The organism is Psychroserpens luteolus (assembly GCF_021032705.1).
In the GTDB taxonomy this organism is placed as follows: domain Bacteria; phylum Bacteroidota; class Bacteroidia; order Flavobacteriales; family Flavobacteriaceae; genus Psychroserpens; species Psychroserpens luteolus.
The window spans coordinates 165,581-186,861 of record NZ_JAHVXI010000006.1 but is presented as its reverse complement, the minus strand read 5'-3'; the positions used below and the strand labels follow the sequence as shown (position 1 = coordinate 186,861).

Sequence of the window (21,281 nt, the reverse complement as noted above, 5' to 3'; positions counted from 1 at the left end):
ATTAATTTAAGTTTTTTTATATTTGAGGAATACATTAATTCTATTAGGTTAATAGCAATCCCTATACATGAGTCTATTTCGTAAAATCTTCGGTTTAAAAAATAATCCTGAAGACAACATAAAAAGCGAAGAGAGAGGCAAGTACATGCCTGAAATAAAGCTGCCCGTAGATGAACAATTTACAATAAACTTCAAAGCTAATGGTGGAAAATTCCTCTATTGCGAAAACATGCAAGAAGTTCAAGATAGCTTACATTCTATTTTAAAGGAAAATAATTGGGGAGATGGTAAAGTATTACTATTTGATGAACGCCTTAATGAACTCTTCAAAGATTTCAAGTTTAATACAACAAAACGTATTTCAGAAAGCACGTTCTTTTTTTCTACCTGTGAATACCTTATTTCTGATGATGGTTCTCTACTAATCTCTTCAAACCAAATTGCAGAAAAAAAATTAAAAGAATTACCCGATAATTTTGTCATATATGCCACAACTAGTCAATTTGTTCAAAATATAGGAGAAGGCTTAAGAGGAATTAAAGGTAAGAACAGAGAAAAAATCCCAACAAATATAACCACAATCAAACATTTTAAAACAGTCGAAGATAAAGACTTTTTGACTTACGGAAGCAGCTCAAAAAACTTATATTTGTTGCTCCTAGAAGACTTATAAATGAAAGAAATTGGTACAAGAGCACTCTCAGGACTACTATATGTGTCTCTTCTTATTGCTTCCTTATATTGGCAAAATGCTTTGATTGCCCTCTTTTTTGTATTTGGACTAATCTGTATGGCTGAATTCAAAAAACTGATTCAGTTACAAAGCTTTTTTCCTTACGTAGTCTTTTCGGTTTTATATTTTGGTTTTGCCTATTGGAAGATTATTGCAGATTCTGCTAAAGGTATTGATGAGGCAGCTCAAATTCTATTGGTGATAACCATATTCGTACAATTAATACTAATTAAGGATCTGTTTTCTGAAAAAACAATTCCATTATTTAGCTCTAAGCGTTTTATCATAACTACATTCTACCTATCAAGCGGCTTTGTGTTTTTACTATGTATAGCTAATTTCAATCAAACCTTTACTCCACTACTCCTATTAGGCTCATTTATATTAGTTTGGGTAAATGATACATTTGCATATCTCATTGGAAAAAACTTTGGAAAACAAAAATTGTTTCCTCGAATTTCACCAAAAAAAACTGTTGAAGGCTTTTTAGGCGGACTCTTTTTTTCATGTATTGCTAGCTATTTTATTGCTAACTTTACAGATACGTTAAGCTTTACAAATTGGCTGATATTGAGTATTATTATAAGTGTTTTTGGAACACTTGGTGATTTAATAGAATCCAAATTTAAACGTCAAGCCGATGTTAAAGACAGCGGAGTCATAATGCCTGGCCATGGTGGTTTACTTGATCGCTTAGACAGTATTATTTTTGCTGCTCCGTTTATATTTTTATTTTTAAGACTTGTCACTTATGTTTCATAAAGAAGGTTATAAGATTATATTTATTACGCTTGTTGTAGTTATTATATCAATTTTAGCTATTGATAAATTTATAGATATCCAATGGTTACGATTAGTCCTTATGATTGGACTATTGGTTGTATTGGTATTGATACTACAATTTTTTAGAAATCCTAAGCGACACACCAAAAAAGAAAACCATACAGCTGTATCTCCTGTTGATGGGAAAGTTGTTGTTATTGAAGAAGTCTTTGAGAAAGAAGTCTTCAATGATAAACGCATCCAAGTATCAGTGTTTATGTCACCACTAAATGTACACGTAACACGTTATCCCATTGGCGGAAATATAACCTACAGTAAGTATCATCCTGGTAAATACCTTGTAGCTTGGCATCCTAAAGCTAGTGAAGAAAATGAACGAACAACTGTTGTAGTTGAAAACGATAACTTTGGAAAGGTCCTCTATAGACAAATCGCTGGAGCTCTTGCAAAACGTATCGTTAATTATGCAAAGGTGGAGGATAAAGCTGTTCAAGGATCTGATTCTGGATTTATTAAATTTGGATCTCGCGTGGATTTATTTTTGCCATTGGATGCAGATATAAAAGTTGAACTTAACCAAAAAGTAAGAGGAGGCGAAAGTGTTATTGCTGAAAAAGTATGACCTCAGAAGAATTAGACATAGCGTTTAGAGAAGCAGTAGAACGTATTAATGCGCATACTGAACCTTTCCCTGCAGATTTTTTATTGCGCCTATATGCTTACTATAAAAAGGCCAGTAATGATTATGGTAGACCAAGCAGCAGTAAACCCATTATTAATGCCTTTAAAACAAATGCGTTGTTCCAAGTGCAAGACGTTAGTGAGGATGAAGCAAAACGCATTTATATAGATCTCGTAAATAACTACTTCCTATACCGAAAATAGCCTAACTACTAAACCCCAAATACTAATGAAAAAATTAACCTTAACCCTACTACTAATTGCTTTCTCTTGTCACCTAAACCATGCGCAAACATTTAATCAATTTTATGCTAATGTGGTTTCAGATGTTTCAGAAACTAACATCTTAAACGACTTAACAGCATTTGAAAACTTTGGCATCAAAACCGTTGGATCTACTGCGCTCACTAACACTCAAGATTGGATCGCAGCCCGATATCAAAGTTATGGTTATACTGATGTAGAATTACAACCATTTACGTATGCAGCTGGTACCAGTAACAATATTATAGTAACAAAAACAGGGACAGTATATCCAAATACTTACTTGATTATCGATGCACATTACGATACTATCAATGGTCCAGGTACAAACGACAATGGAACTGGTACTGTTTTACTACTCGAATTAGCACGACTTCTTAAAGATGTTGATACTGAGTATTCAATCAAGTTTATTCATTTTTCTGGAGAAGAAGATGGCCTAATTGGCAGTAACTATTATGTCAATAATACTGTGATTCCTCAAGATTTAGATATTAAACTCGTCTTCAATATTGATGAAGTTGGAGGTGTAAATGGTATGAACAATGACACTATTGTATGTGAACGAGATGAAGCAAATCCATCATCTAATAATGCTGCTTCTAATGCAGCAACCAATAGCTTGGCTATCTGCATGGAGTTATACTCTAATTTAGAAACTGAAATATCAAATGCCTACGCTTCAGACTACATACCTTTTGAGACTAATGGAGAAATTATTACAGGTATCTATGAAAAAAATATATCTCCAGTAAACCATACTGCTAATGATAACTTAGCTAATATGGATCCCTATTATGCTTACGAAGTAACAAAAGGTGCTTTGGGAACGGCAATGGAGTTTGCCATGGCTTTTGAATCATTAAGCATAGAAGAGCAGAATGATTTTGACAATTTAGTGACTGTTTCTCCTAACCCATCTAAGAACTACTTCAAAATTGAATTTAAAAACCCTGTACATCGTGCTATAGATTTTAAACTTGTTGATATGTCTGGTAAAGATGTTTATAAAAATCGACTCACAAAGCAAATACAGACTGTTGCCGTAGATAGTATGGTCTCTGCACAATATTTAGCCGTGTTTAAAATCAATAATAAGCGTTTTGTAAAAACCATACTAATCGATTAAAGTCATATCTAAGGCATGAAAAACAAACCTCATACTCCTGTTGGATTTAATTGTGGTCTCGAAATGAAAAATCGATTTATGCTAGCGCCAATGACAAATACCCAAAGTCATGAGGATGGGACCTTATCTGATGACGAATACCATTGGTTGACGATGCGAGCCAAAGGCGGATTTGGACTCACGATGACTTGTGCTTCTCATGTTCAAGCAATAGGTAAAGGTTTTCCTGGACAACTGGGTATATTCTCCGATATGCATATTGAAGGGCATCAACGTTTAGTTAATGGGATTAAAGCCTATGACAGCTTAGCTGTTGTTCAATTACATCATGCTGGTATGCGTTCACCTTATGAGGTAATTAAAGACAAAGCCGTGTGTCCTTCGAATAGCGAAAAACACAATGCTCGTGCCTTATCTTTAGATGAAGTCTATCAATTGCGAGATGATTTTATTGCTGCAGCTGTTCGCGCTCAAAAAGCAGGTTATGATGGTGTTGAAGTTCATGGCGCTCATGGTTACATTCTAACCCAATTTTTAAGTAGCAAAATCAATAAACGTAATGATGAGTATGGTGGATCTTTAGAAAATCGATCGCGATTATTATTTGAAATTGTGGACGGCATAAGAAGAGCATGCGGATTAAAATTCTTGTTAGGCGTACGCTTATCTCCAGAACGTTTTGGAATGCAGCTCCAAGACATAAAAACCATCACGCAGCAATTGGTTGACCTGCATGACATTGACTTCCTAGATATATCACTTTGGGATGTATTTAAGCATCCAGAAGAGGACACTTATCAAAATAAATCATTACTTGAGCATTTTACCGAGCTTGATTTCAAAACTGTGAAATGGACTGTTGCTGGCAAAATTAATTCAGCTCAAGATGTACAAAAGGTCTTGGATGCCAATGTAGACTTTGTGTCTATTGGTCGTTCTGCTATTTTACACCATGACTTTCCTAAGCAAGTGATTAATGATGCTAACTTCGAGCCCACTACATTACCTGTTTCAGAAGATTATTTGAAACACGAAGGTCTAGGTAATGACTTCATCACTTATATGAAACGTTGGGACGGATTTGTAAAATCTTAAACCGTTTAAAATCTACGTAGTTCTACGTAGATTTTGCATTTATAAAAAACGTATCTTCGTTTATATACATTTATAAATATCTGAAAATGATATTGTTAAAAAGGGAGAATTATGCAAAATCAGCTTACAAAAAAGGTTAACGCTATGTTTAACCTTGATTACACCAAAGAAGATGATATATGGTTACAAAAAAGTAAAACGCTACGTAAGCTCATTGGCGTATTAGGCATGGCTTTACCATTTATACTCATTATTATTACATTTTTATTTTTTGATCTCGCAAGACCTATAGAGTCTATAAGTCATTATTACTATACAAGAGCTGGAACCGTATTTACAGTAATTTTGAGTATCATCGCAATCTTCTTAATTGTGTATAGTGGTAAAGAACCTAAGGATTTTTACATCTCAACATTCGCAGGCTTATTTGCCCTTTTTGTAGTGTTCTTTCCTACAGGAAATTTAAGCGAAGTCTGTTGTGACACCTTAAGAGAATACTCCGTAACCTTTATTAAAGGTAATGCTAGTGCTGGTTTTAGAGAAACCTTTCATTTAATTTCTGCTGCACTATTTTTATTACTACTAGCTTATATGTCTTTCTTTTTGTTTACAAAATCTGGAAAAGCTCCTGAACACAGAGGTCGCAAAAAAAGAATTCGAAACCGTATTTTTAGGGTGTGTGCAGTTCTCATAGTAGCATCGCTAGTTGTTATCCTTTTAGGTTTTACAGGTGTGATTCCCAAAGAAGTTTATGATGGTAATCAACTTACCTTTTGGATGGAAACCGTAGCAGTTGAAAGTTTTGGCTTTGCATGGTTGATTAAAGGTGAAGCTATGTTTGGAGATGACCCAGAGTACTTGGCCATGAGTGCGGCTTCAGAATCATAGAATTAACCCTTACGTAGATATTTGTAATAGAATGATACACGAATACTATGTAAAGCAATTATAATATGCCACGTCCAACTACTATACAGCATGTTCTTGAAGAGCTCGATATGATTATTAATGAGAGTCTCCAAACTAACAGTCGTATGGGCTTATTTGCATACATCTATCGACGCACTACTGCTGAGATTGCATCTGAAATTGCCTTAGGTAATTTTGAGGATAATCAGCGTTTAGAAATCTTAGATGTAGCATTTGCCAATTTATATTTAGATGCTTACAAAGCCTATAAAAATGAACAAGCAATAAGCATGTCATGGGCCTTTGCTTTTGATCATGCAGGTGAACCCTTAACCATTTTACAACATATTATGTTAGGAATGAATGCTCATATCAATCTAGATCTTGCCATAGCAACAGCATCTACGATGTCTGATCAAGATATCAAGACTATAGAAGGTGATTTTAATAAAGTTAACGATATCCTATTTCAAATAACCAATGAGTTACAAGACCGACTAAGTCGGGTTTCTCCTTTATTATTTATTTTGGATTGGTTGGGAAAAAACAAAGATGAACAAATTATTGATTTTAGTATGCGCAAAGCTCGGGAGCAATCTTGGAATTCGGCAAATCTGCTATGGTCATTAGGAGAAGATCATGTTGAAAACACTAAAACCAATATAGATCAAGTTGTTCTCAAGCTTAGTGAATATATTAAAGCACCTAAGTCACGAGTTATTAGATTTTTTCTCAAGCTTATTCAGAAATTTGAAACAAAACAAGTAAGTCAAATTATTTCGAAATTGAAAAACGAATAAGGTCAGCATATCTAAGCGAACACATTAATAAATTTCTAATCTCTAACCAAAGGCAAGGTGCTACAGCGCAATAAACCTTCTTGTTTAGCAATTTCAGCATAAGGGACTTCTTCAACTGTAAATCCCTGTTCACGAAGCCAAGTATTTAATCTCGTAAAGTTATGTTCAGAAATAATAACATCTTCAGCAATAGAAAATACATTACTGTTCATATTGTACATCTCTTCTTTAGTGATTTCGAAGATATTCTCTTTTCCAAAGAAATCTACCAACCATTGGTATTCACTTTCTACCAGAAATCCGTTTTTATGAAGAATGGCTTTATCATTTCCTATAGGTTGAAAACAACAATCCAAGTGCAAGGCATTTTCCTTAGGGTCGGTATTTGATTTACGCAACTCAAACGACTTTACTATTTTATCTGGAAATAGTTCTTGAATCACTATGACAGCATCAATATTGGTGCGTGCTGTGATAAAATCTGGATAATCGTCACCAGAATAGGTCCCAATAAAAATATAGTCATTCCAAGGCATAACATCTCCACCTTCAACATGACACTCTTCTGGTAAAGTTATACGTTGTTCTTTCGGAATTTGGCTCCAAACATGTTCGATAGCTTCAATCTCACGATCACGATCAGGTAAAATATTGGCTCTTATAAATTTGTCTTCTATGACAAAAGCGATATCTCTAGAAAAAATTTGATTGTAATCCTTAATCACTTTTGGTCTGTATACAGCAACGTCATATTTTTCAAACACCTTAGCTACGGCTTCCATTTCCTTGACCATATCCTTTTCAACAGGATAAGTCCCAGCCTTGATGTGTTCAATAGATTTTGGATCGTAAGCTTCTTCTAAAGTTGGTGCAGGACCAACACTTTCGGCAGTCCCTAAAACAACAACTCGCAAGCGAGCAGTTTCGTTTTTTATGTTAGGTTTTATCATAGATTACAAATATAAAAAAAGCTCCATATAATCTATGAAGCTTTTATTGGGCATGTACTACTGCCTATCTATTATTAATATCTTTAAATGGTCTGTGCGTTTCTCCAATATAGATTTGTCTTGGACGACCAATTGGTTCTTTACGTAAACGCATTTCTCTCCATTGAGAGATCCATCCAGGTAAACGTCCTAAGGCAAACATTACAGTAAACATTTCAGTTGGAATACCCATAGCACGATAAATAATGCCAGAGTAGAAATCTACATTTGGATATAATTTTCGATCTACAAAGTACGAATCTTCTAAAGCTTCTTTTTCTAGACCTTTCGCGATATCTAAAATTGGATCTTCAACACCAAGATCTGCCAATACTTCATCGGCTGCTACTTTAATAATCTTGGCTCTAGGGTCGAAGTTTTTGTATACACGGTGTCCGAATCCCATTAAACGGAAAGGGTCACTTTTATCTTTTGCCTTGGCCATATATTTCTTGGTATCGCCTCCATCTTCTTTAATACCTTCCAACATTTCTAAAACGGCTTGATTGGCACCACCATGTAATGGTCCCCAAAGCGCTGAAATACCAGATGACAAGGATGCAAATAATCCTGCGTGAGATGAACCAACAATTCTTACAGTAGATGTAGAACAGTTTTGCTCATGATCGGCATGAAGAATCAATAGCTTATCCAAAGCATTTACTAAAATAGGATTTTGAACATAATCTTCATCTGGACGTTTAAACATCATTTGAAGAATGTTCTCCACGTATCCAAGAGATGAACTTCCATAATCTAGAGGCATACCATGTTTTTTACGCATCGTCCAAGCCACTAAAATTGGGAACTTACCTAAGATTCTTACAATAGCATTGTACATTTCCTCTTCAGAATCAACATTAACTGAAGTAGGATTAAATGCCGTAAGAGCACTAGTTAACGATGCTAACACACCCATTGGATGTGCAGCCTTTGGAAAGGCGTCTAATATCTTTTTGACATCATCATCAACAACAGCATGTTTTTTGATATCTGAATGAAATTGCTCTAATTTTTCTGAGGTTGGTAATTCTCCAAAAATTAAAAGATAGGCCACTTCAAGGAAATCGGCTTTTTCTGCTAATTCTTCGATAGAATACCCTCTATATCTTAAAATTCCTTTCTCACCATCTAAAAACGTTATGGCGCTTTCACAAGATCCTGTATTTTTATACCCTGGATCAATTGTAGTCACTCCACCAGTAACACCTCTAAGCGTTTTGATATTAATGGCTACTTCATTTTCTGTACCTGTAACTAACGGAAACTCATGTTTTTGTCCATTAATTTCTAGTGTAGCTTTATCTGACATATATCTTGAATATTTTATTTTGAATGTTTATTGAAATCGAGTTTACGAATTTACGAAATATCTAAGGATTTATGAAGTGTTATTACAATGCTTTTAACAATTTTGATATTCATAAAATCGATACTAAAAAAGCAGTCGTTTTTACGATATTATCATTACACCAAAATTGAAATAAAGCTTGAATTACAGCTTGTAATTATTAATTTTGTTATCCAACCAATAGCTATGCAATACATTAGGGTTTTCTTTTTATTCATATCCATGACATCTTATTCTCAAGTGGTTAATATCGAAACCTTGCGAAAAGCAACCGATTCTGCAAAATGGACAGGATCTGTTAGTTTGGATGTCTCGCTCATTAAGAACACCAATGATATTTTTAGAATTGCGAACAAAGCTCATATTCAGTATAACGATAAGACAAATCTTTGGTTATTTGTAAACGATTTAAACTTTCAGAAAGTAGAGGGTAATTCGTTAGTAAATCGTGGTACTCAACATTTGAGATACAATCGAAAAGTTTCTGAACGCATCAAATGGGAAGCTTTTGCACAAGCCCAATACGATGCGATTTCACAAATTGATTTTAGAGGATTATTAGGAACTGGACCTCGATTTAAGCTTAGTGAGAAAGAAAATTACATGTTTTATTTAGGAACATTGATTATGTACGAATATGAAAAAGCCGATAATGTTATTGCAGACCGCGAGCAAAACGATGTGAGAGGAAGTGCTTATTTATCGTTCAGCATGTATCCTACTGAAACGATAAGTATAATAAGTACAAGTTATTACCAGCCAAAAATTGATGCTTTTAGTGATTATCGTATTTCTAGCAATACCTCATTATTGTTCAAAATCTTTAAGGATTTGGCTTTTAAGACCAATTTCAATTATTTCTACGATGCTGTTCCTGTGAGTTCAAATATTCCAAAGACCCAGTTCGAATTGACCAATGGGTTATTGTATACGTTTTAAAAATTAGTTCTTTAGTATCTTTAGGTTAGAAATTCCTGAATCGGTTCTAATCTCAAGAAGATAAACTCCTTTTGATACATTAGAAATGTCTATAGTTTGATTTTCTGAAATGATAAAATCTTGCACCTTTCGACCTTGTACGTCGTATAGTCTTACTGACTTAATTACTAACTTAGAATCAATGGTTATTAATCCATTGGTAGGATTAGGGTATATAGAAACTGTATTAATTTCAGATTCTTCAACTGAAAGGTTTTCGAATGCTGTTGTTGCTAAATTGGTTTCTATCGGAAAATTAAAATCGAAATAAATATTAGCCTGCTGTGTTACTGAGTCTCCAGTTACCAATGTATCTAAAGTTTTAATTTTGAAAAGCACATTCCCTTGTCCTGAAGGCGCCAAATTGATATCTTCAAAGAAAAATTCAATCTCATTTCCTTCAATTCGTGTGATCATATTATGAGAAGAATTCAATACTTGTAATGTACTTAGGTCATATTTTGTGATATCGATGACATCTTTAACGACGATAAAAGTAGCAGGTGCTGTTCCTGTATTTTCAAATCGGATATTATAATGGAGGTATTCACCAATACGTTCTGGAGAGACCACATCACCTTCAAGACAGGTAATATCGTTTGGATCGAAAGAGCCAACAACAACTTGATTGAGTTCAAATGTATTATCATTTGATGTTTCATCACTAGATATGGGACTTATGGTCGCTGTAAAATTTAATACATCATCTAGATTTACTGGAGGCATTTCCATAGGTGAATTAACGTTAAAAACTACATCTATAGTCCGGCTTTCGAACGGATTTAAATCGGTATAGTTCCAAGACAAGTTTCCTATAGATTGTGCGTCTGGAGATTGTGTTATCGACATAAGATCTAAAACGCTGTCATCGTAGTTAAAGTCTATAGCACCAGAAAGCACTTGATTACCTTTGTTTTTATAAACAATTTGGTAGCTAGCATCAAAACCTGGTTGTGCTGGAATTGTAGATGCAATAACAACTTCTACGTCATTATGTGTACCATTTGGAGTGATACAGAAATCTTGATTGACTGTAGTGTTTAAATCTGAAAAAGGTGCTGTAAATGTTAACGGAGATGTGTTAAACCAAGACGGATTTTCAAAGTTAGGTGTGATTGTATATGATCCTGTTCCTAAATAGAACATATATTCACCATTGCTATTAGAAAATGTTGTTCCTGAATCAGTTCCATCTGAAATATCAACACCTAATCCTGGGTATGATACGTCATTACCATCACAGCCATCATTATTACCGTCAAATGTTAAAGAACCAAATATAGTATTGTAATCCCCTCCAGGAACAAAAGTGCAATAACTATTTATTTCAACACTATCTCCTCCAAGTACACTCTGTAAATATGATATTTCATCCTCATCAGCACATATATATTGAAGGTTTGGATTTTGATGAAAAAAAGGTAATGATTCTTGGTTGCCATTTTTCATGAATATCGCAACTAAAGGTATATTATCAAGACAATAGAACGAATATAAGTTACTGTTTTGGCTTAAATCTAAAATCGTAAGTTGATTAGAATGACAAATTAAATCACGAAGTACTGGATTCTGACTAAGATCTATAGTTGAAACTTGGTTCAAGCCAAATTCTAAGTTTTCAAGGTTAGGGTTTTGAGTAACATCAATCGTTGTTAGTTGATTATCTGAACAACTTAACCATATAAGATTACTGTTTTGAGTTATATCGATATTAGTTAATTGATTTTGATCTATATGTAGATTTTCTAAATTCAAGTTTTGAGATATATCTATAGCTGTCAATTGATTACCACTACAATTTAAATATTCTAAGTTTGGGTTTTGAGAAACATCAATAGTGGTTAATTGGTTAGCAGAACAATTCAAAAATCTAAGGTTCAAATTTTGAGTTACGTCAAGGCTTGTTAATATACTTTCATTGCACACAAGACTCTCAAGATTAGAGTTTTGGGTCACATCTAAACTATTGAAATTTTCAGATCTTATATTAAGTGAAACAAGGTTAGAGTTTGAACTAACATCAACTGTTGATAGTGTCGTGTACGATAAACTTAATGTTTCCAAATTTGGGTTCTGACTTACATTTAAACCTGTTAAATTAAAATTAGAATCAACTACTAATTCATTAAGATTAGGGTTTTGGCTAACGTCAATAGTTTCATAAAAGTTACTACTAGCAATCAGTCGACTAAGATTTTGAAGGCCCGTTACATTAAGTGTTGTGAGCGAATTAATACTACAGTTAACTGAGATAAGATTAGTGTTTTGAGTTAAATCTAAACTTGTCAAATTATTAATCCTACAATTCAAAGTTTCTAGGTTTGTAAAAGCTTCTATTCCTGTTAAATCAGATATGGAAGAGGCAATAATAGTTAATCCTGTTATCAATTGTGCTTCACTAACTTGAATCTCACCATCACCATTAGTATCAATAATTTCGCTATCATAACTAGCGCTTGCTGCTATACCATTATCCCAATCGGCTTCCAAAAGTTTTGCCTTGAAATTCGCATCGGGAATATTAACAATCTGAGCATGAATAGTACTGTAAAATGAAATTAAAAAAAGGAAAAGTAAAATTCTCTTCATAGCAATTTTGATTAGTCTATTTTTTCTTACAATACTGAAGATAAGAAAAAAGCCTGTAATACATAGTCTTACAGGCTTTTTTTCGATATAATGTTTAAGCAATTATTTCACTTTAAATGCATTCATTTGTGGAAAGTAAGCCACGTCTTCTAATTCTTCTTCAATACGTAATAACTGATTATATTTTGCCATACGATCACTACGCGATGCCGAGCCTGTTTTAATTTGCCCTGTATTTAAGGCCACAGCTAAATCGGCAATAGTATTATCTTCAGTTTCTCCTGAACGATGTGACATTACAGATGTATAACCAGCGTTGTGTGCCATATTTACGGCTGAAATCGTCTCGGTAAGTGTTCCGATTTGATTCACTTTAATTAAAATAGAATTCGCGATTCCGTTTTCGATACCACGTGATAAACGTTCTACATTGGTTACGAATAAATCGTCACCTACTAATTGTACTTTATCACCAATTTGTTCGGTCAGGTATTTCCAACCATCCCAATCATTTTCGTCCATACCATCTTCAATAGAAATAATAGGATATTTAGACGCCAACTCTGCTAAATAATCTGCTTGCTCTTTACTTGTACGAACTTGTCCAGAATCGCCTTCAAAGATGGTATAATCGTATGTTCCATCTTTATAGAATTCGGCAGCAGCACAATCTAAAGCGATCATCACATCATCTCCTAAGTTATAACCAGCATTTGCTACAGCTTTAGCAATTGTTTCTAAAGCATCTTCGGTTCCGCCTTCTAAATTTGGTGCAAATCCTCCTTCATCTCCTACAGCAGTGCTTAATCCTCTATCATGTAATACTTTTTTAAGGTGATGAAAGATCTCAGTTCCCATTTGCATAGCATGCGTAAAGTTTTTTGCCTTAACTGGCATTACCATAAACTCCTGAAATGCGATTGGCGCATCACTATGAGAACCACCATTAATAATATTCATCATTGGCACAGGTAAGGTATTGGCAGACACACCACCAACATATCGATATAGTGGCATTCCTAATTCTCCTGCTGCAGCTTTTGCCGCTGCTAACGACACACCTAAGATAGCATTAGCACCTAATTTAGATTTGTTAGCTGTTCCATCTAAATCTATCATTAATTTGTCTAATCTATTTTGATCAAATACAGACTCTCCAAGAAGCTCTTGAGCGATTATGGAATTTACATTATTGACAGCTTTCGTAACACCTTTTCCCATATATGCGCTTCCTCCATCTCTTAGTTCTACCGCTTCGTGCTCACCAGTTGAAGCACCAGAAGGCACTGCAGCTCTTCCAATCATTCCATTTTCTGTAGTGACATCGACTTCAATTGTTGGATTTCCTCTAGAATCTAAAATTTGTCTTGCATGAATATTAATTATAATGCTCATTATATTGTATTTAAGTTATTTCTAATTTAAGTTTCAAATTTACAAAATAGTTAGTCTAAAAGGTATCTGCAGAACACAGTTTTACATTATATCTCAACTATAATGTTTTCGTAAAAGAAAAATGTCAAAGAAACTTTCATTTCCTTGACATTTCATCATTAATTATTTTTGATATTTTGAATAAACTCATCAAATAAATAGGTTGAATCGTTTGGTCCTGGACTTGCTTCTGGATGGTATTGCACCGAAAAGCAGTTTTTATTCTTCATTTTCATTCCTGCAACCGTATGGTCATTTAAATGTACATGTGTAATTTCTACATCTGGATGATTTTCTGTTTCTTCTCTATTAATCGCAAATCCGTGATTTTGAGAAGTTATCTCACCTTTTGTTGTCACTAAGTTTTTTACAGGATGATTAATTCCACGATGACCATTATGCATCTTATATGTTGAAATGCCATTAGCTAATGCTATGACTTGGTGACCTAAACAAATCCCAAATAATGGCAAGTCTCTTTTAATAATTTCTTTAGCGACAGCTTGTGCCTCTACTAAAGGTTCTGGATCTCCTGGTCCATTAGATAAAAAATAGCCATCTGGTTGAAATGCTTCTAGATCTTCAAATTTAGAATTATATGGAAACACTTTAATATAGGCATCTCGCTTAGCGAGATTACGAAGGATATTCTTTTTAATTCCGATATCTAAAGCGGCAATTTTATAGGTAGCATTCTCATCACCATAATAATAAGGCTCTTTGGTCGATACCTGAGAGGCTAATTCTAAACCTTCCATACTAGGCACTTCAGCTAATTGTTTTTTAAGTTCGTCTACGTTATCTATTTCAGTAGAAATAACAGCATTCATAGCACCATGATCTCTAATATGACTTACTAAGGCTCGAGTATCTACATCAGAAATAGCTAATAGGTTATTGTCATTTAAAAATTCTTCAAGTGATTTGTCTCCAGCTGGACGTGAATATTCAAAGCTGAAATTTTTACAGATCAACCCAGAAATTTTAATCGAATCAGATTCTACTTCATCAGATTTGGTTCCATAATTCCCAATGTGTGCATTGGTTGTTACCATTAACTGCCCATAGTATGAAGGGTCAGTAAAAATTTCTTGGTATCCTGTTGTTCCTGTGTTGAAACAAACTTCACCAAAGGCAGTACCTTCTTTGCCAATTGATTTTCCGTGAAAAATTGTTCCGTCTGCGAGTAAAATTAAGGCTTTTTTACGTTTTTGATATATCATTTTTATAGAAAAGTTTTACAAAATTGCACAAAAAAAAGGATAATCTAAAATAGATTATCCTTTATATATTAAATGCTTATTAACATTTATTCTTCTTCGTTAGTTGCTTTCGTTTCAACTGGAGGAGTTGCTGGTTTAGATCCACCTCTTCTACTTCTTCTAGTCGTCTTCTTCTCTTTTTTACCAGCGTTGTAGATGTCGTTATAATCTACTAATTCGATCATTGCCATATCAGCGTTATCACCAAGTCTGTTTCCTAATTTGATGATTCTTGTATAACCACCTGGACGATCTCCAACTTTTACAGCCACATCTCTGAATAATTCAGTAACTGCATCTTTTTGTCTCAATCTAGACATTACGATACGTCTGTTATGTGTTGTATCTTCCTTTGATTTTGTGATCATAGGCTCAACAAATTGTTTTAAAGCTTTTGCTTTAGCAACAGTAGTGTTGATACGTTTGTGTTCGATTAACGAACATGCCATATTAGCTAACATTGCTTTTCTATGAGCAGTCTGTCTTCCTAAATGGTTGAATTTTTTTCCGTGTCTCATGACATTTTGTTTTAATCATCATCTTGCTTCAACTCTCTTTGAGGAGCAAAATATGACGTATTAATCTTTATCTAATTTGTATTTTGCTAAATCCATTCCGAAGTTAAGACCTTTAACATTTACAAGCTCTTCAAGCTCAGTTAACGATTTCTTACCAAAGTTACGGAACTTCATTAAGTCATTTTTATTGAATGATACTAAGTCTCCTAATGTATCAACTTCTGCAGCTTTTAAACAGTTAAGTGCACGTACAGAAAGATCCATATCAACTAACTTAGTTTTCAATAGTTGTCTCATGTGAAGTGATTCTTCATCATAAGTTTCAGTTTGTGCAATTTCATCAGCTTCAAGAGTGATACGCTCATCAGAGAATAACATGAAGTGGTGAATTAATATTTTAGCAGCTTCAGTTAAAGCATCTTTAGGAGCAATTGAACCGTCTGTGATGATTTCAAAAACTAATTTTTCATAATCGGTTTTTTGTTCAACACGGAAGTTTTCAATGCTATACTTAACATTTTTTATTGGTGTATAAATTGAATCTGTAAAGATTGTTCCAATTGGTGCAGAAGCTTTTTTATTTTCTTCAGCAGGAACATAACCTCTACCTTTTTCAATCGTGATTTCCATATTGATATTCACCTTTGGATCTAAGTTACAAATCACTAAGTCTTTGTTTAATACTTGAAACCCTGAGATGAACTTTTGGAAATCTCCAGCTGTAATTTGATTTTGTCCAGAGATAGAAATTGAAACAGATTCGTTATCAACTTCATCTATTTGACGCTTAAAGTTAACTTGCTTTAAGTTCAAAATCATTTCAGTAACGTCTTCAACTACACCAGCAATTGTTGAGAACTCATGGTCTACACCTTCAATCCTTACTGATGTGATAGCGAAACCTTCTAAAGATGATAATAATACTCGTCTTAGAGCATTACCTACTGTTAATCCGTAACCTGGTTCTAAAGGTCTAAATTCAAATTTACCTTCAAACTCAGTAGAATCAATCATGATTACTTTGTCGGGCTTCTGGAAGTTTAAAATTGCCATATTATTGTCTTCGTTTTAATTGTTATTTAGTTGCGCGATTTATAAGTTTGAAGACCACTAATAAATCCTTTGGCCAAATACCAATATGATTAATTTATTATTTAGAATATAATTCGACGATGTATTGTTCGTTGATATTTTCTGGAATTTGAATACGTTCTGGAATAGAAACATAAGTTCCTTCCTTTTTATCGTTATTCCATGTAATCCACTCATATACAGCACTAGAGTTAGCTAATGAATTTTGAATAGACTCTAATGATTTAGATTTTTCTCTAACAGCAACTACATCTCCTGCTTTTAATTGGTAAGAAGGAATATTTACGATACCACCGTTTACAGTGATATGTCTATGAGACACTAATTGTCTAGCTCCACTTCGAGATGGAGACAATCCCATTCTGAAAGCAACGTTGTCTAAACGAGACTCACATAGTTGAAGTAAAACCTCACCAGTAATACCTTGAGCAGCTGTTGCTTTTTTGAACATGTTTCTGAATTGCTTTTCTAATATACCATAAGTATATTTAGCTTTTTGCTTTTCCATTAACTGGATAGCGTATTCAGATTTTTTTCCACGACGCTTGTTAGCTCCGTGTTGACCTGGAGGATAATTTCTTTTTTCAAAAGCTTTATCATCTCCAAAGATAGCTTCACCGAATTTTCGGGCTATTTTAGTTTTAGGACCAGTATATCTTGCCATTTTTAAATTTGTTTTGAGAGTGTTTGTGAATTAAGGTCTTAATCTTATCCTTCGACAACCGTTGATCTCTCGTTGATACTTGTTAATTGTTATTTTTCAGTTTGCAAATTTACGCATAAAAAATTAATATCAACCATTAAAATAGTTGATATTAATTCTACAGAGCAATAAATTAAACTCTTCTTCTTTTTGGAGGTCTACATCCATTATGTGGTAATGGTGTAACATCGATAATTTCTGTTACTTCTATACCTGCATTGTGGATTGAACGAATAGCAGATTCTCTACCATTCCCAGGACCTTTCACGTAAACTTTCACTTTCTTTAGTCCAGCTTCTTTTGCGACTCCAGCAGCATCTTCTGCAGCTAATTGAGCAGCGTAAGGTGTGTTCTTTTTAGAACCTCTGAATCCCATTTTACCAGCTGATGACCATGAAATTACATCACCTTTTTTGTTAGTTAAAGAGATGATAATGTTGTTAAAAGAGGCAGCTACGTGTGCTTCTCCAACAGCGTCTACTATTACTTTACGTTTTTTAGTACTTGACTTTGCCATATTTTTCAGTTTCTAGTTGTTAGTTTTTCCTAGTTTTTAGAATCCTAAACATTGCTATTTCAAACAGATTCCTCTAACGGTTAAAACTAATGACTAATGTCTATTATTATTTAGTTGCTTTTTTCTTGTTAGCAACAGTTTTTCTTCTACCTTTTCTTGTTCTAGAGTTGTTTTTAGTTCTCTGACCTCTTAATGGAAGTCCAGCTCTATGACGAATACCTCTGTAACATCCAATATCCATTAATCGCTTAATGTTTAATTGTGTTTCAGAACGTAATTCACCTTCAATAGTATAAGATCCTACAGCGTCACGGATTGCTCCAATTTGCTCATCTGTCCAATCTTGTACTTTGATGCTTTCGTCTACTTTAGCTGTTGCTAAAATTTCTTGTGCTCTACTTCTACCTACTCCGTAGATATAAGTTAAAGAGATTACTCCTCTTTTCTGTTTTGGTATGTCTACACCTGCAATTCTTGCCATAATTACCCTTGTCTTTGTTTGAATCTAGGATTCTTTTTGTTAATGACGTAAAGTCTACCTTTTCTGCGGACTAATTTACAGTCTGCGCTTCTTTTTTTAATGGATGCTCTTACCTTCATGGTTTTAGTATCTATAAGTTATTCGAGCCTTTGTTAAATCGTAAGGACTCATTTCTAATTTTACTTTGTCTCCAGGTAACAACTTAATATAATGCATACGCATTTTACCTGAAATGTGTGCAGTCACTATGTGACCATTTTCTAGTTCAACTCGGAACATCGCATTTGATAATGCTTCGATGATCGATCCGTCTTGTTCTATTGCTGCTTGTTTTGCCATATTATATGTTTTAGTATTTAATCTTGGATTAGCAAATACCTTGCCTAAAAAATTTCCGAAGATTATCCTCTAAATTAGTATTACATTTAAGCTACTGCTTTTCTGTTTTTACCTGTCTTCATCAAGCCATCATAATGTTTATTTAACAAGTATGAATTGACTTGCTGCATTGTATCTATTGCAACTCCAACCATAATTAGTAGCGATGTGCCACCAAAGAATAATGCCCATCCACCTTGAACATTCATAAGCTTTACAATAACTGCTGGGAACACAGCGATTAATGCTAAGAATATAGATCCAGGTAATGTGATTTGTGACATTATTTTATCTAAATACTCTGATGTTTCTGTTCCTGGACGAATTCCTGGAATAAAACCACCACTTCTTTTTAAATCATCTGCCATTTTGTTTGTTGGAACAGTAATCGCAGTATAGAAATACGTAAAGATGATAATTAGTAATGCGAACACAATATTATACCACAATCCGAAAGGATCGTTAAACTGTGCTTGCATCCATTGACCAACTTCACTAGATGAGCCAAAAGATTTTCCAATTAAACTTGGTACAAACATAATTGCCTGTGCAAAGATAATTGGCATTACTCCTGATGCATTTAACTTTAATGGTAAAAACTGTCTGTTACCAAATACGTTTTTCTCGTATCCTCCAGAAGCAGTTCTTCTAGCATATTGAACAGCAATTTTACGTACTGCCATAACTAACATTATAGATGCTAAAATGATTACAAACCAAACTACTAATTCGATCAAGATCATCATTAAACCACCATTTCCACCACCATCTAATCTAGCTGATGCATTTTGTAAGAACGATTGAGGTAAAGTAGCAATAATACCTACCATAATTAATAATGATATACCATTACCAATACCTTTATCTGTAATCTTTTCTCCTAACCACATAGCAAATATACACCCAGTTACTAATATGATAACTGAAGATATATAGAATGTTGGACCAGTACCTAATAAAAATGCTGTTGAAGGAATACCAAATGCAGGTTGTAAACTTGCTAAGTAACCAGGTGCTTGGAATAAGCAAATGATAATTGTTAGCCAACGTGTGATTTGTGTAATCTTCTTTTGTCCACTAGCGCCTTCTTTTTGAAGTTTTTGCAAATAAGGAATAGCAATTCCCATTAACTGAACAACAATAGAAGCCGAAATGTAAGGCATAATACCAAGAGCAAAAACTGAGGCATTTGCAAAGGCACCACCAGTAAACATATTAAGAATTCCTAATATCCCACCATCTGCTCCATCTTGTAAACCTCCAAGTTGACTTGCATCAATACCTGGTAAAACAACTTGAGCACCGAAACGGTAAACTAAAAGCAGACCAAGTGTCAAAATGATTCTGTCTTTTAACTCAGTTATTTTCCAAACATTTTTTAATGTATCTATAATTTTCATACTAAAGTGTTCTTATAAAGTTACCGCTTCTCCGCCTGCAGCTTCAATTGCAGCTTTTGCTGAAGCAGTAAATTTATGAGCAGTTACTGTTAATTTTGATTTTAATTCACCACGACCAAGAATTTTAACTAATTCATTCTTTCCCGCCAAACCTAGATCAACTAGCGTTTGAAAATCAACTGCATCTTTTATTTTCTTGTTATCTACTAACTCTTGTAATGTATCTAAGTTTACACCTTGATATTCTACACGGTTAATATTTGTAAATCCAAATTTAGGAACTCGTCTTTGAAGTGGCATTTGACCACCTTCGAAACCTAATTTCTTAGAGTAACCAGAACGAGACTTTGCTCCTTTGTGACCACGTGTTGCAGTACCACCTTTTCCAGAACCTTGTCCACGACCTACTCTTTTACCTTGGTTCTTTGTAGAACCTTCTGCTGGTTTTAAATTACTTAAGTTCATCTTATATTGTTATTTCGTCTCTTCAACAGAAACTAAATGTGAAACTTTATTTACCATTCCAAGAATACTTGGAGACGCATCATGTACTTTGGTTTGACCAATTTTATTTAATCCAAGAGATTCTAAAATTCTCTTTTGATTTTGCGTACGATTGATTGCACTTTTTACTTTTGTTACTTTAATCTTTGCCATCGTCCTATTGATTAACCGTTAAAAACTTTTTCAAGAGAAACTCCTCTGTCCTTAGCAATTGTTCTTGCATCTCTTAATTGTAATAAAGCATCAAAAGTTGCTTTAACTACATTATGAGGGTTAGAAGATCCTTGAGATTTAGATAATACATCGTGTACTCCAACTGCTTCTAAAACTGTTCTTACAGCTCCACCAGCAATTACTCCTGTACCAGGAGCAGCAGGAATAATGTTTACTCTTGCTCCACCATATTTACCTTTTTGTTCGTGAGGTAAGGTTCCTTTGATAATAGGAATTCTAACTAAGTTTTTCTTAGCATCTTCAACTGCTTTTGCAATTGCAGTTGCAACATCTTTAGATTTTCCTAAACCGTGACCTACAACTCCAGCTTCATCACCAACCACTACGATCGCTGAAAAACCGAAAGCTCTACCACCTTTTGTTACTTTAGTAACTCTTTGCACACCAACTAAACGATCTTTAAGATCAATTCCACTTGGTTTTACTAATTCTGCGTTTTTATATTTTTGATACATAG

General features: G+C 34.1%; 25 protein-coding genes. 9 read left to right on the top strand and 16 right to left on the bottom strand.

The window, feature by feature from the left end:
- Window positions 1-67 precede the first annotated feature (67 nt).
- From KWG70_RS15115 to KWG70_RS15080, 8 genes are all read left to right on the top strand, one after another.
- Complete coding sequence (locus KWG70_RS15115; protein WP_230936879.1) at window positions 68-673, top strand: LUD domain-containing protein; 606 nt, start codon at window positions 68-70, stop codon at window positions 671-673.
- Window positions 674-1,495, top strand: a complete 822-nt coding sequence (locus tag KWG70_RS15110) for a phosphatidate cytidylyltransferase (protein ID WP_230936878.1) — start codon at window positions 674-676, stop codon at window positions 1,493-1,495. It abuts the gene before it with no gap.
- Entirely contained in the window at window positions 1,485-2,138 is a 654-nt protein-coding gene (locus KWG70_RS15105; RefSeq protein WP_230936877.1) for a phosphatidylserine decarboxylase family protein, read from the top strand. The genes KWG70_RS15110 and KWG70_RS15105 overlap by 11 nt, the downstream gene beginning before the upstream one ends.
- Window positions 2,135-2,401, top strand: coding sequence for an acyl-CoA-binding protein (locus KWG70_RS15100; protein WP_230936876.1), 267 nt, complete (start codon window positions 2,135-2,137; stop codon window positions 2,399-2,401). Before KWG70_RS15105 ends, KWG70_RS15100 begins: the two co-directional genes overlap by 4 nt.
- A gap of 25 nt (window positions 2,402-2,426) precedes the next feature.
- Window positions 2,427-3,590 carry a M28 family peptidase gene (locus tag KWG70_RS15095; RefSeq protein WP_230936875.1) on the top strand — a complete coding sequence of 388 codons (1,164 nt, stop codon included), beginning with the start codon at window positions 2,427-2,429 and terminating at the stop codon, window positions 3,588-3,590.
- 15 nt (window positions 3,591-3,605) lie between these two features.
- On the top strand, window positions 3,606-4,685 hold the full coding sequence (locus tag KWG70_RS15090; RefSeq protein WP_230936874.1) for an NADH:flavin oxidoreductase: 1,080 nt from the start codon (window positions 3,606-3,608) through the stop codon (window positions 4,683-4,685).
- A 111-nt stretch (window positions 4,686-4,796) separates the two neighbouring features.
- Window positions 4,797-5,573, top strand: a complete 777-nt coding sequence (locus tag KWG70_RS15085; RefSeq protein WP_230936873.1) for a hypothetical protein — start codon at window positions 4,797-4,799, stop codon at window positions 5,571-5,573.
- Between the two features lie 65 nt (window positions 5,574-5,638).
- Window positions 5,639-6,394 carry a DUF5995 family protein gene (locus tag KWG70_RS15080; protein ID WP_230936872.1) on the top strand — a complete coding sequence of 252 codons (756 nt, stop codon included), beginning with the start codon at window positions 5,639-5,641 and terminating at the stop codon, window positions 6,392-6,394.
- Window positions 6,395-6,429: 35 nt separating this feature from the next.
- On the opposite strand, the gene KWG70_RS15075 is transcribed toward KWG70_RS15080, so the two are convergent.
- Both KWG70_RS15075 and KWG70_RS15070 read right to left on the bottom strand, forming a co-directional pair.
- Window positions 6,430-7,344, bottom strand: a complete 915-nt coding sequence (locus tag KWG70_RS15075) for a dimethylarginine dimethylaminohydrolase family protein (RefSeq protein ID WP_230936871.1) — start codon at window positions 7,342-7,344, stop codon at window positions 6,430-6,432.
- A gap of 64 nt (window positions 7,345-7,408) precedes the next feature.
- The gene (locus KWG70_RS15070; RefSeq protein WP_230936870.1) at window positions 7,409-8,695 is read right to left on the bottom strand and encodes a citrate synthase; all 1,287 of its coding nucleotides are present in this window, start codon (window positions 8,693-8,695) and stop codon (window positions 7,409-7,411) included.
- A gap of 225 nt (window positions 8,696-8,920) precedes the next feature.
- On the opposite strand from KWG70_RS15070, the gene KWG70_RS15065 reads away from it, so the two are divergent.
- Window positions 8,921-9,673: a DUF481 domain-containing protein gene (locus KWG70_RS15065; RefSeq protein WP_230936869.1), complete on the top strand. Its 753-nt coding sequence runs from the start codon at window positions 8,921-8,923 to the stop codon at window positions 9,671-9,673.
- Between the two features lie 3 nt (window positions 9,674-9,676).
- On the opposite strand, the gene KWG70_RS15060 is transcribed toward KWG70_RS15065, so the two are convergent.
- From KWG70_RS15060 to rpsE, 14 genes are all read right to left on the bottom strand, one after another.
- On the bottom strand, window positions 9,677-12,301 hold the full coding sequence (locus tag KWG70_RS15060) for a DUF7619 domain-containing protein (protein WP_230936868.1): 2,625 nt from the start codon (window positions 12,299-12,301) through the stop codon (window positions 9,677-9,679).
- A 102-nt stretch (window positions 12,302-12,403) separates the two neighbouring features.
- A complete protein-coding gene (gene eno / locus KWG70_RS15055) occupies window positions 12,404-13,696 on the bottom strand; it encodes a phosphopyruvate hydratase (protein ID WP_230936867.1) in 1,293 nt (430 codons plus the stop codon).
- 158 nt (window positions 13,697-13,854) lie between these two features.
- On the bottom strand, window positions 13,855-14,958 hold the full coding sequence (gene carA / locus KWG70_RS15050; protein WP_230936866.1) for a glutamine-hydrolyzing carbamoyl-phosphate synthase small subunit: 1,104 nt from the start codon (window positions 14,956-14,958) through the stop codon (window positions 13,855-13,857).
- Between the two features lie 86 nt (window positions 14,959-15,044).
- Window positions 15,045-15,515: a 50S ribosomal protein L17 gene (rplQ, locus tag KWG70_RS15045; RefSeq protein WP_230936865.1), complete on the bottom strand. Its 471-nt coding sequence runs from the start codon at window positions 15,513-15,515 to the stop codon at window positions 15,045-15,047.
- Window positions 15,516-15,575: 60 nt separating this feature from the next.
- Window positions 15,576-16,568: a DNA-directed RNA polymerase subunit alpha gene (locus tag KWG70_RS15040; RefSeq protein WP_230936864.1), complete on the bottom strand. Its 993-nt coding sequence runs from the start codon at window positions 16,566-16,568 to the stop codon at window positions 15,576-15,578.
- Between the two features lie 97 nt (window positions 16,569-16,665).
- Window positions 16,666-17,271, bottom strand: coding sequence for a 30S ribosomal protein S4 (gene rpsD / locus KWG70_RS15035; RefSeq protein WP_230936863.1), 606 nt, complete (start codon window positions 17,269-17,271; stop codon window positions 16,666-16,668).
- 172 nt (window positions 17,272-17,443) lie between these two features.
- On the bottom strand, window positions 17,444-17,827 hold the full coding sequence (gene rpsK / locus KWG70_RS15030; RefSeq protein ID WP_120202429.1) for a 30S ribosomal protein S11: 384 nt from the start codon (window positions 17,825-17,827) through the stop codon (window positions 17,444-17,446).
- Between the two features lie 106 nt (window positions 17,828-17,933).
- Window positions 17,934-18,308: a 30S ribosomal protein S13 gene (gene rpsM, locus KWG70_RS15025; protein WP_230936862.1), complete on the bottom strand. Its 375-nt coding sequence runs from the start codon at window positions 18,306-18,308 to the stop codon at window positions 17,934-17,936.
- Between the two features lie 2 nt (window positions 18,309-18,310).
- The gene (gene ykgO, locus KWG70_RS15020) at window positions 18,311-18,427 is read right to left on the bottom strand and encodes a type B 50S ribosomal protein L36 (RefSeq protein ID WP_081990159.1); all 117 of its coding nucleotides are present in this window, start codon (window positions 18,425-18,427) and stop codon (window positions 18,311-18,313) included.
- Window positions 18,428-18,431: 4 nt separating this feature from the next.
- Complete coding sequence (gene infA / locus KWG70_RS15015; protein WP_026753784.1) at window positions 18,432-18,647, bottom strand: translation initiation factor IF-1; 216 nt, start codon at window positions 18,645-18,647, stop codon at window positions 18,432-18,434.
- Window positions 18,648-18,733: 86 nt separating this feature from the next.
- On the bottom strand, window positions 18,734-20,086 hold the full coding sequence (gene secY, locus KWG70_RS15010) for a preprotein translocase subunit SecY (protein ID WP_230936861.1): 1,353 nt from the start codon (window positions 20,084-20,086) through the stop codon (window positions 18,734-18,736).
- A gap of 12 nt (window positions 20,087-20,098) precedes the next feature.
- Window positions 20,099-20,551: a 50S ribosomal protein L15 gene (rplO, locus tag KWG70_RS15005; RefSeq protein WP_230936860.1), complete on the bottom strand. Its 453-nt coding sequence runs from the start codon at window positions 20,549-20,551 to the stop codon at window positions 20,099-20,101.
- Between the two features lie 9 nt (window positions 20,552-20,560).
- Entirely contained in the window at window positions 20,561-20,743 is a 183-nt protein-coding gene (rpmD, locus tag KWG70_RS15000; RefSeq protein WP_230936859.1) for a 50S ribosomal protein L30, read from the bottom strand.
- Between the two features lie 11 nt (window positions 20,744-20,754).
- Entirely contained in the window at window positions 20,755-21,279 is a 525-nt protein-coding gene (gene rpsE, locus KWG70_RS14995) for a 30S ribosomal protein S5 (RefSeq protein WP_230936858.1), read from the bottom strand.
- Between the last annotated feature and the right edge of the window lie 2 nt (window positions 21,280-21,281).

Excerpts from the sequence above, each read along its gene's own strand:
- KWG70_RS15115 (WP_230936879.1), top strand. The coding sequence starts at position 68 with ATGAGTCTATTTCGTAAAATCTTCGGTTTAAAAAATAATCCTGAAGAC.
- KWG70_RS15110 (WP_230936878.1), top strand. The coding sequence starts at position 674 with ATGAAAGAAATTGGTACAAGAGCACTCTCAGGACTACTATATGTGTCT.
- KWG70_RS15105 (WP_230936877.1), top strand. The coding sequence starts at position 1,485 with ATGTTTCATAAAGAAGGTTATAAGATTATATTTATTACGCTTGTTGTA.
- KWG70_RS15100 (WP_230936876.1), top strand. The coding sequence starts at position 2,135 with ATGACCTCAGAAGAATTAGACATAGCGTTTAGAGAAGCAGTAGAACGT.
- KWG70_RS15095 (WP_230936875.1), top strand. The coding sequence starts at position 2,427 with ATGAAAAAATTAACCTTAACCCTACTACTAATTGCTTTCTCTTGTCAC.
- KWG70_RS15090 (WP_230936874.1), top strand. The coding sequence starts at position 3,606 with ATGAAAAACAAACCTCATACTCCTGTTGGATTTAATTGTGGTCTCGAA.
- KWG70_RS15085 (WP_230936873.1), top strand. The coding sequence starts at position 4,797 with ATGCAAAATCAGCTTACAAAAAAGGTTAACGCTATGTTTAACCTTGAT.
- KWG70_RS15080 (WP_230936872.1), top strand. The coding sequence starts at position 5,639 with ATGCCACGTCCAACTACTATACAGCATGTTCTTGAAGAGCTCGATATG.
- KWG70_RS15075 (WP_230936871.1), bottom strand. The coding sequence starts at position 7,344 with ATGATAAAACCTAACATAAAAAACGAAACTGCTCGCTTGCGAGTTGTT.
- KWG70_RS15070 (WP_230936870.1), bottom strand. The coding sequence starts at position 8,695 with ATGTCAGATAAAGCTACACTAGAAATTAATGGACAAAAACATGAGTTT.
- KWG70_RS15065 (WP_230936869.1), top strand. The coding sequence starts at position 8,921 with ATGCAATACATTAGGGTTTTCTTTTTATTCATATCCATGACATCTTAT.
- KWG70_RS15060 (WP_230936868.1), bottom strand. The coding sequence starts at position 12,301 with ATGAAGAGAATTTTACTTTTCCTTTTTTTAATTTCATTTTACAGTACT.
- eno (WP_230936867.1), bottom strand. The coding sequence starts at position 13,696 with ATGAGCATTATAATTAATATTCATGCAAGACAAATTTTAGATTCTAGA.
- carA (WP_230936866.1), bottom strand. The coding sequence starts at position 14,958 with ATGATATATCAAAAACGTAAAAAAGCCTTAATTTTACTCGCAGACGGA.
- rplQ (WP_230936865.1), bottom strand. The coding sequence starts at position 15,515 with ATGAGACACGGAAAAAAATTCAACCATTTAGGAAGACAGACTGCTCAT.
- KWG70_RS15040 (WP_230936864.1), bottom strand. The coding sequence starts at position 16,568 with ATGGCAATTTTAAACTTCCAGAAGCCCGACAAAGTAATCATGATTGAT.
- rpsD (WP_230936863.1), bottom strand. The coding sequence starts at position 17,271 with ATGGCAAGATATACTGGTCCTAAAACTAAAATAGCCCGAAAATTCGGT.
- rpsK (WP_120202429.1), bottom strand. The coding sequence starts at position 17,827 with ATGGCAAAGTCAAGTACTAAAAAACGTAAAGTAATAGTAGACGCTGTT.
- rpsM (WP_230936862.1), bottom strand. The coding sequence starts at position 18,308 with ATGGCAAGAATTGCAGGTGTAGACATACCAAAACAGAAAAGAGGAGTA.
- ykgO (WP_081990159.1), bottom strand. The coding sequence starts at position 18,427 with ATGAAGGTAAGAGCATCCATTAAAAAAAGAAGCGCAGACTGTAAATTA.
- infA (WP_026753784.1), bottom strand. The coding sequence starts at position 18,647 with ATGGCAAAACAAGCAGCAATAGAACAAGACGGATCGATCATCGAAGCA.
- secY (WP_230936861.1), bottom strand. The coding sequence starts at position 20,086 with ATGAAAATTATAGATACATTAAAAAATGTTTGGAAAATAACTGAGTTA.
- rplO (WP_230936860.1), bottom strand. The coding sequence starts at position 20,551 with ATGAACTTAAGTAATTTAAAACCAGCAGAAGGTTCTACAAAGAACCAA.
- rpmD (WP_230936859.1), bottom strand. The coding sequence starts at position 20,743 with ATGGCAAAGATTAAAGTAACAAAAGTAAAAAGTGCAATCAATCGTACG.
- rpsE (WP_230936858.1), bottom strand. The coding sequence starts at position 21,279 with ATGTATCAAAAATATAAAAACGCAGAATTAGTAAAACCAAGTGGAATT.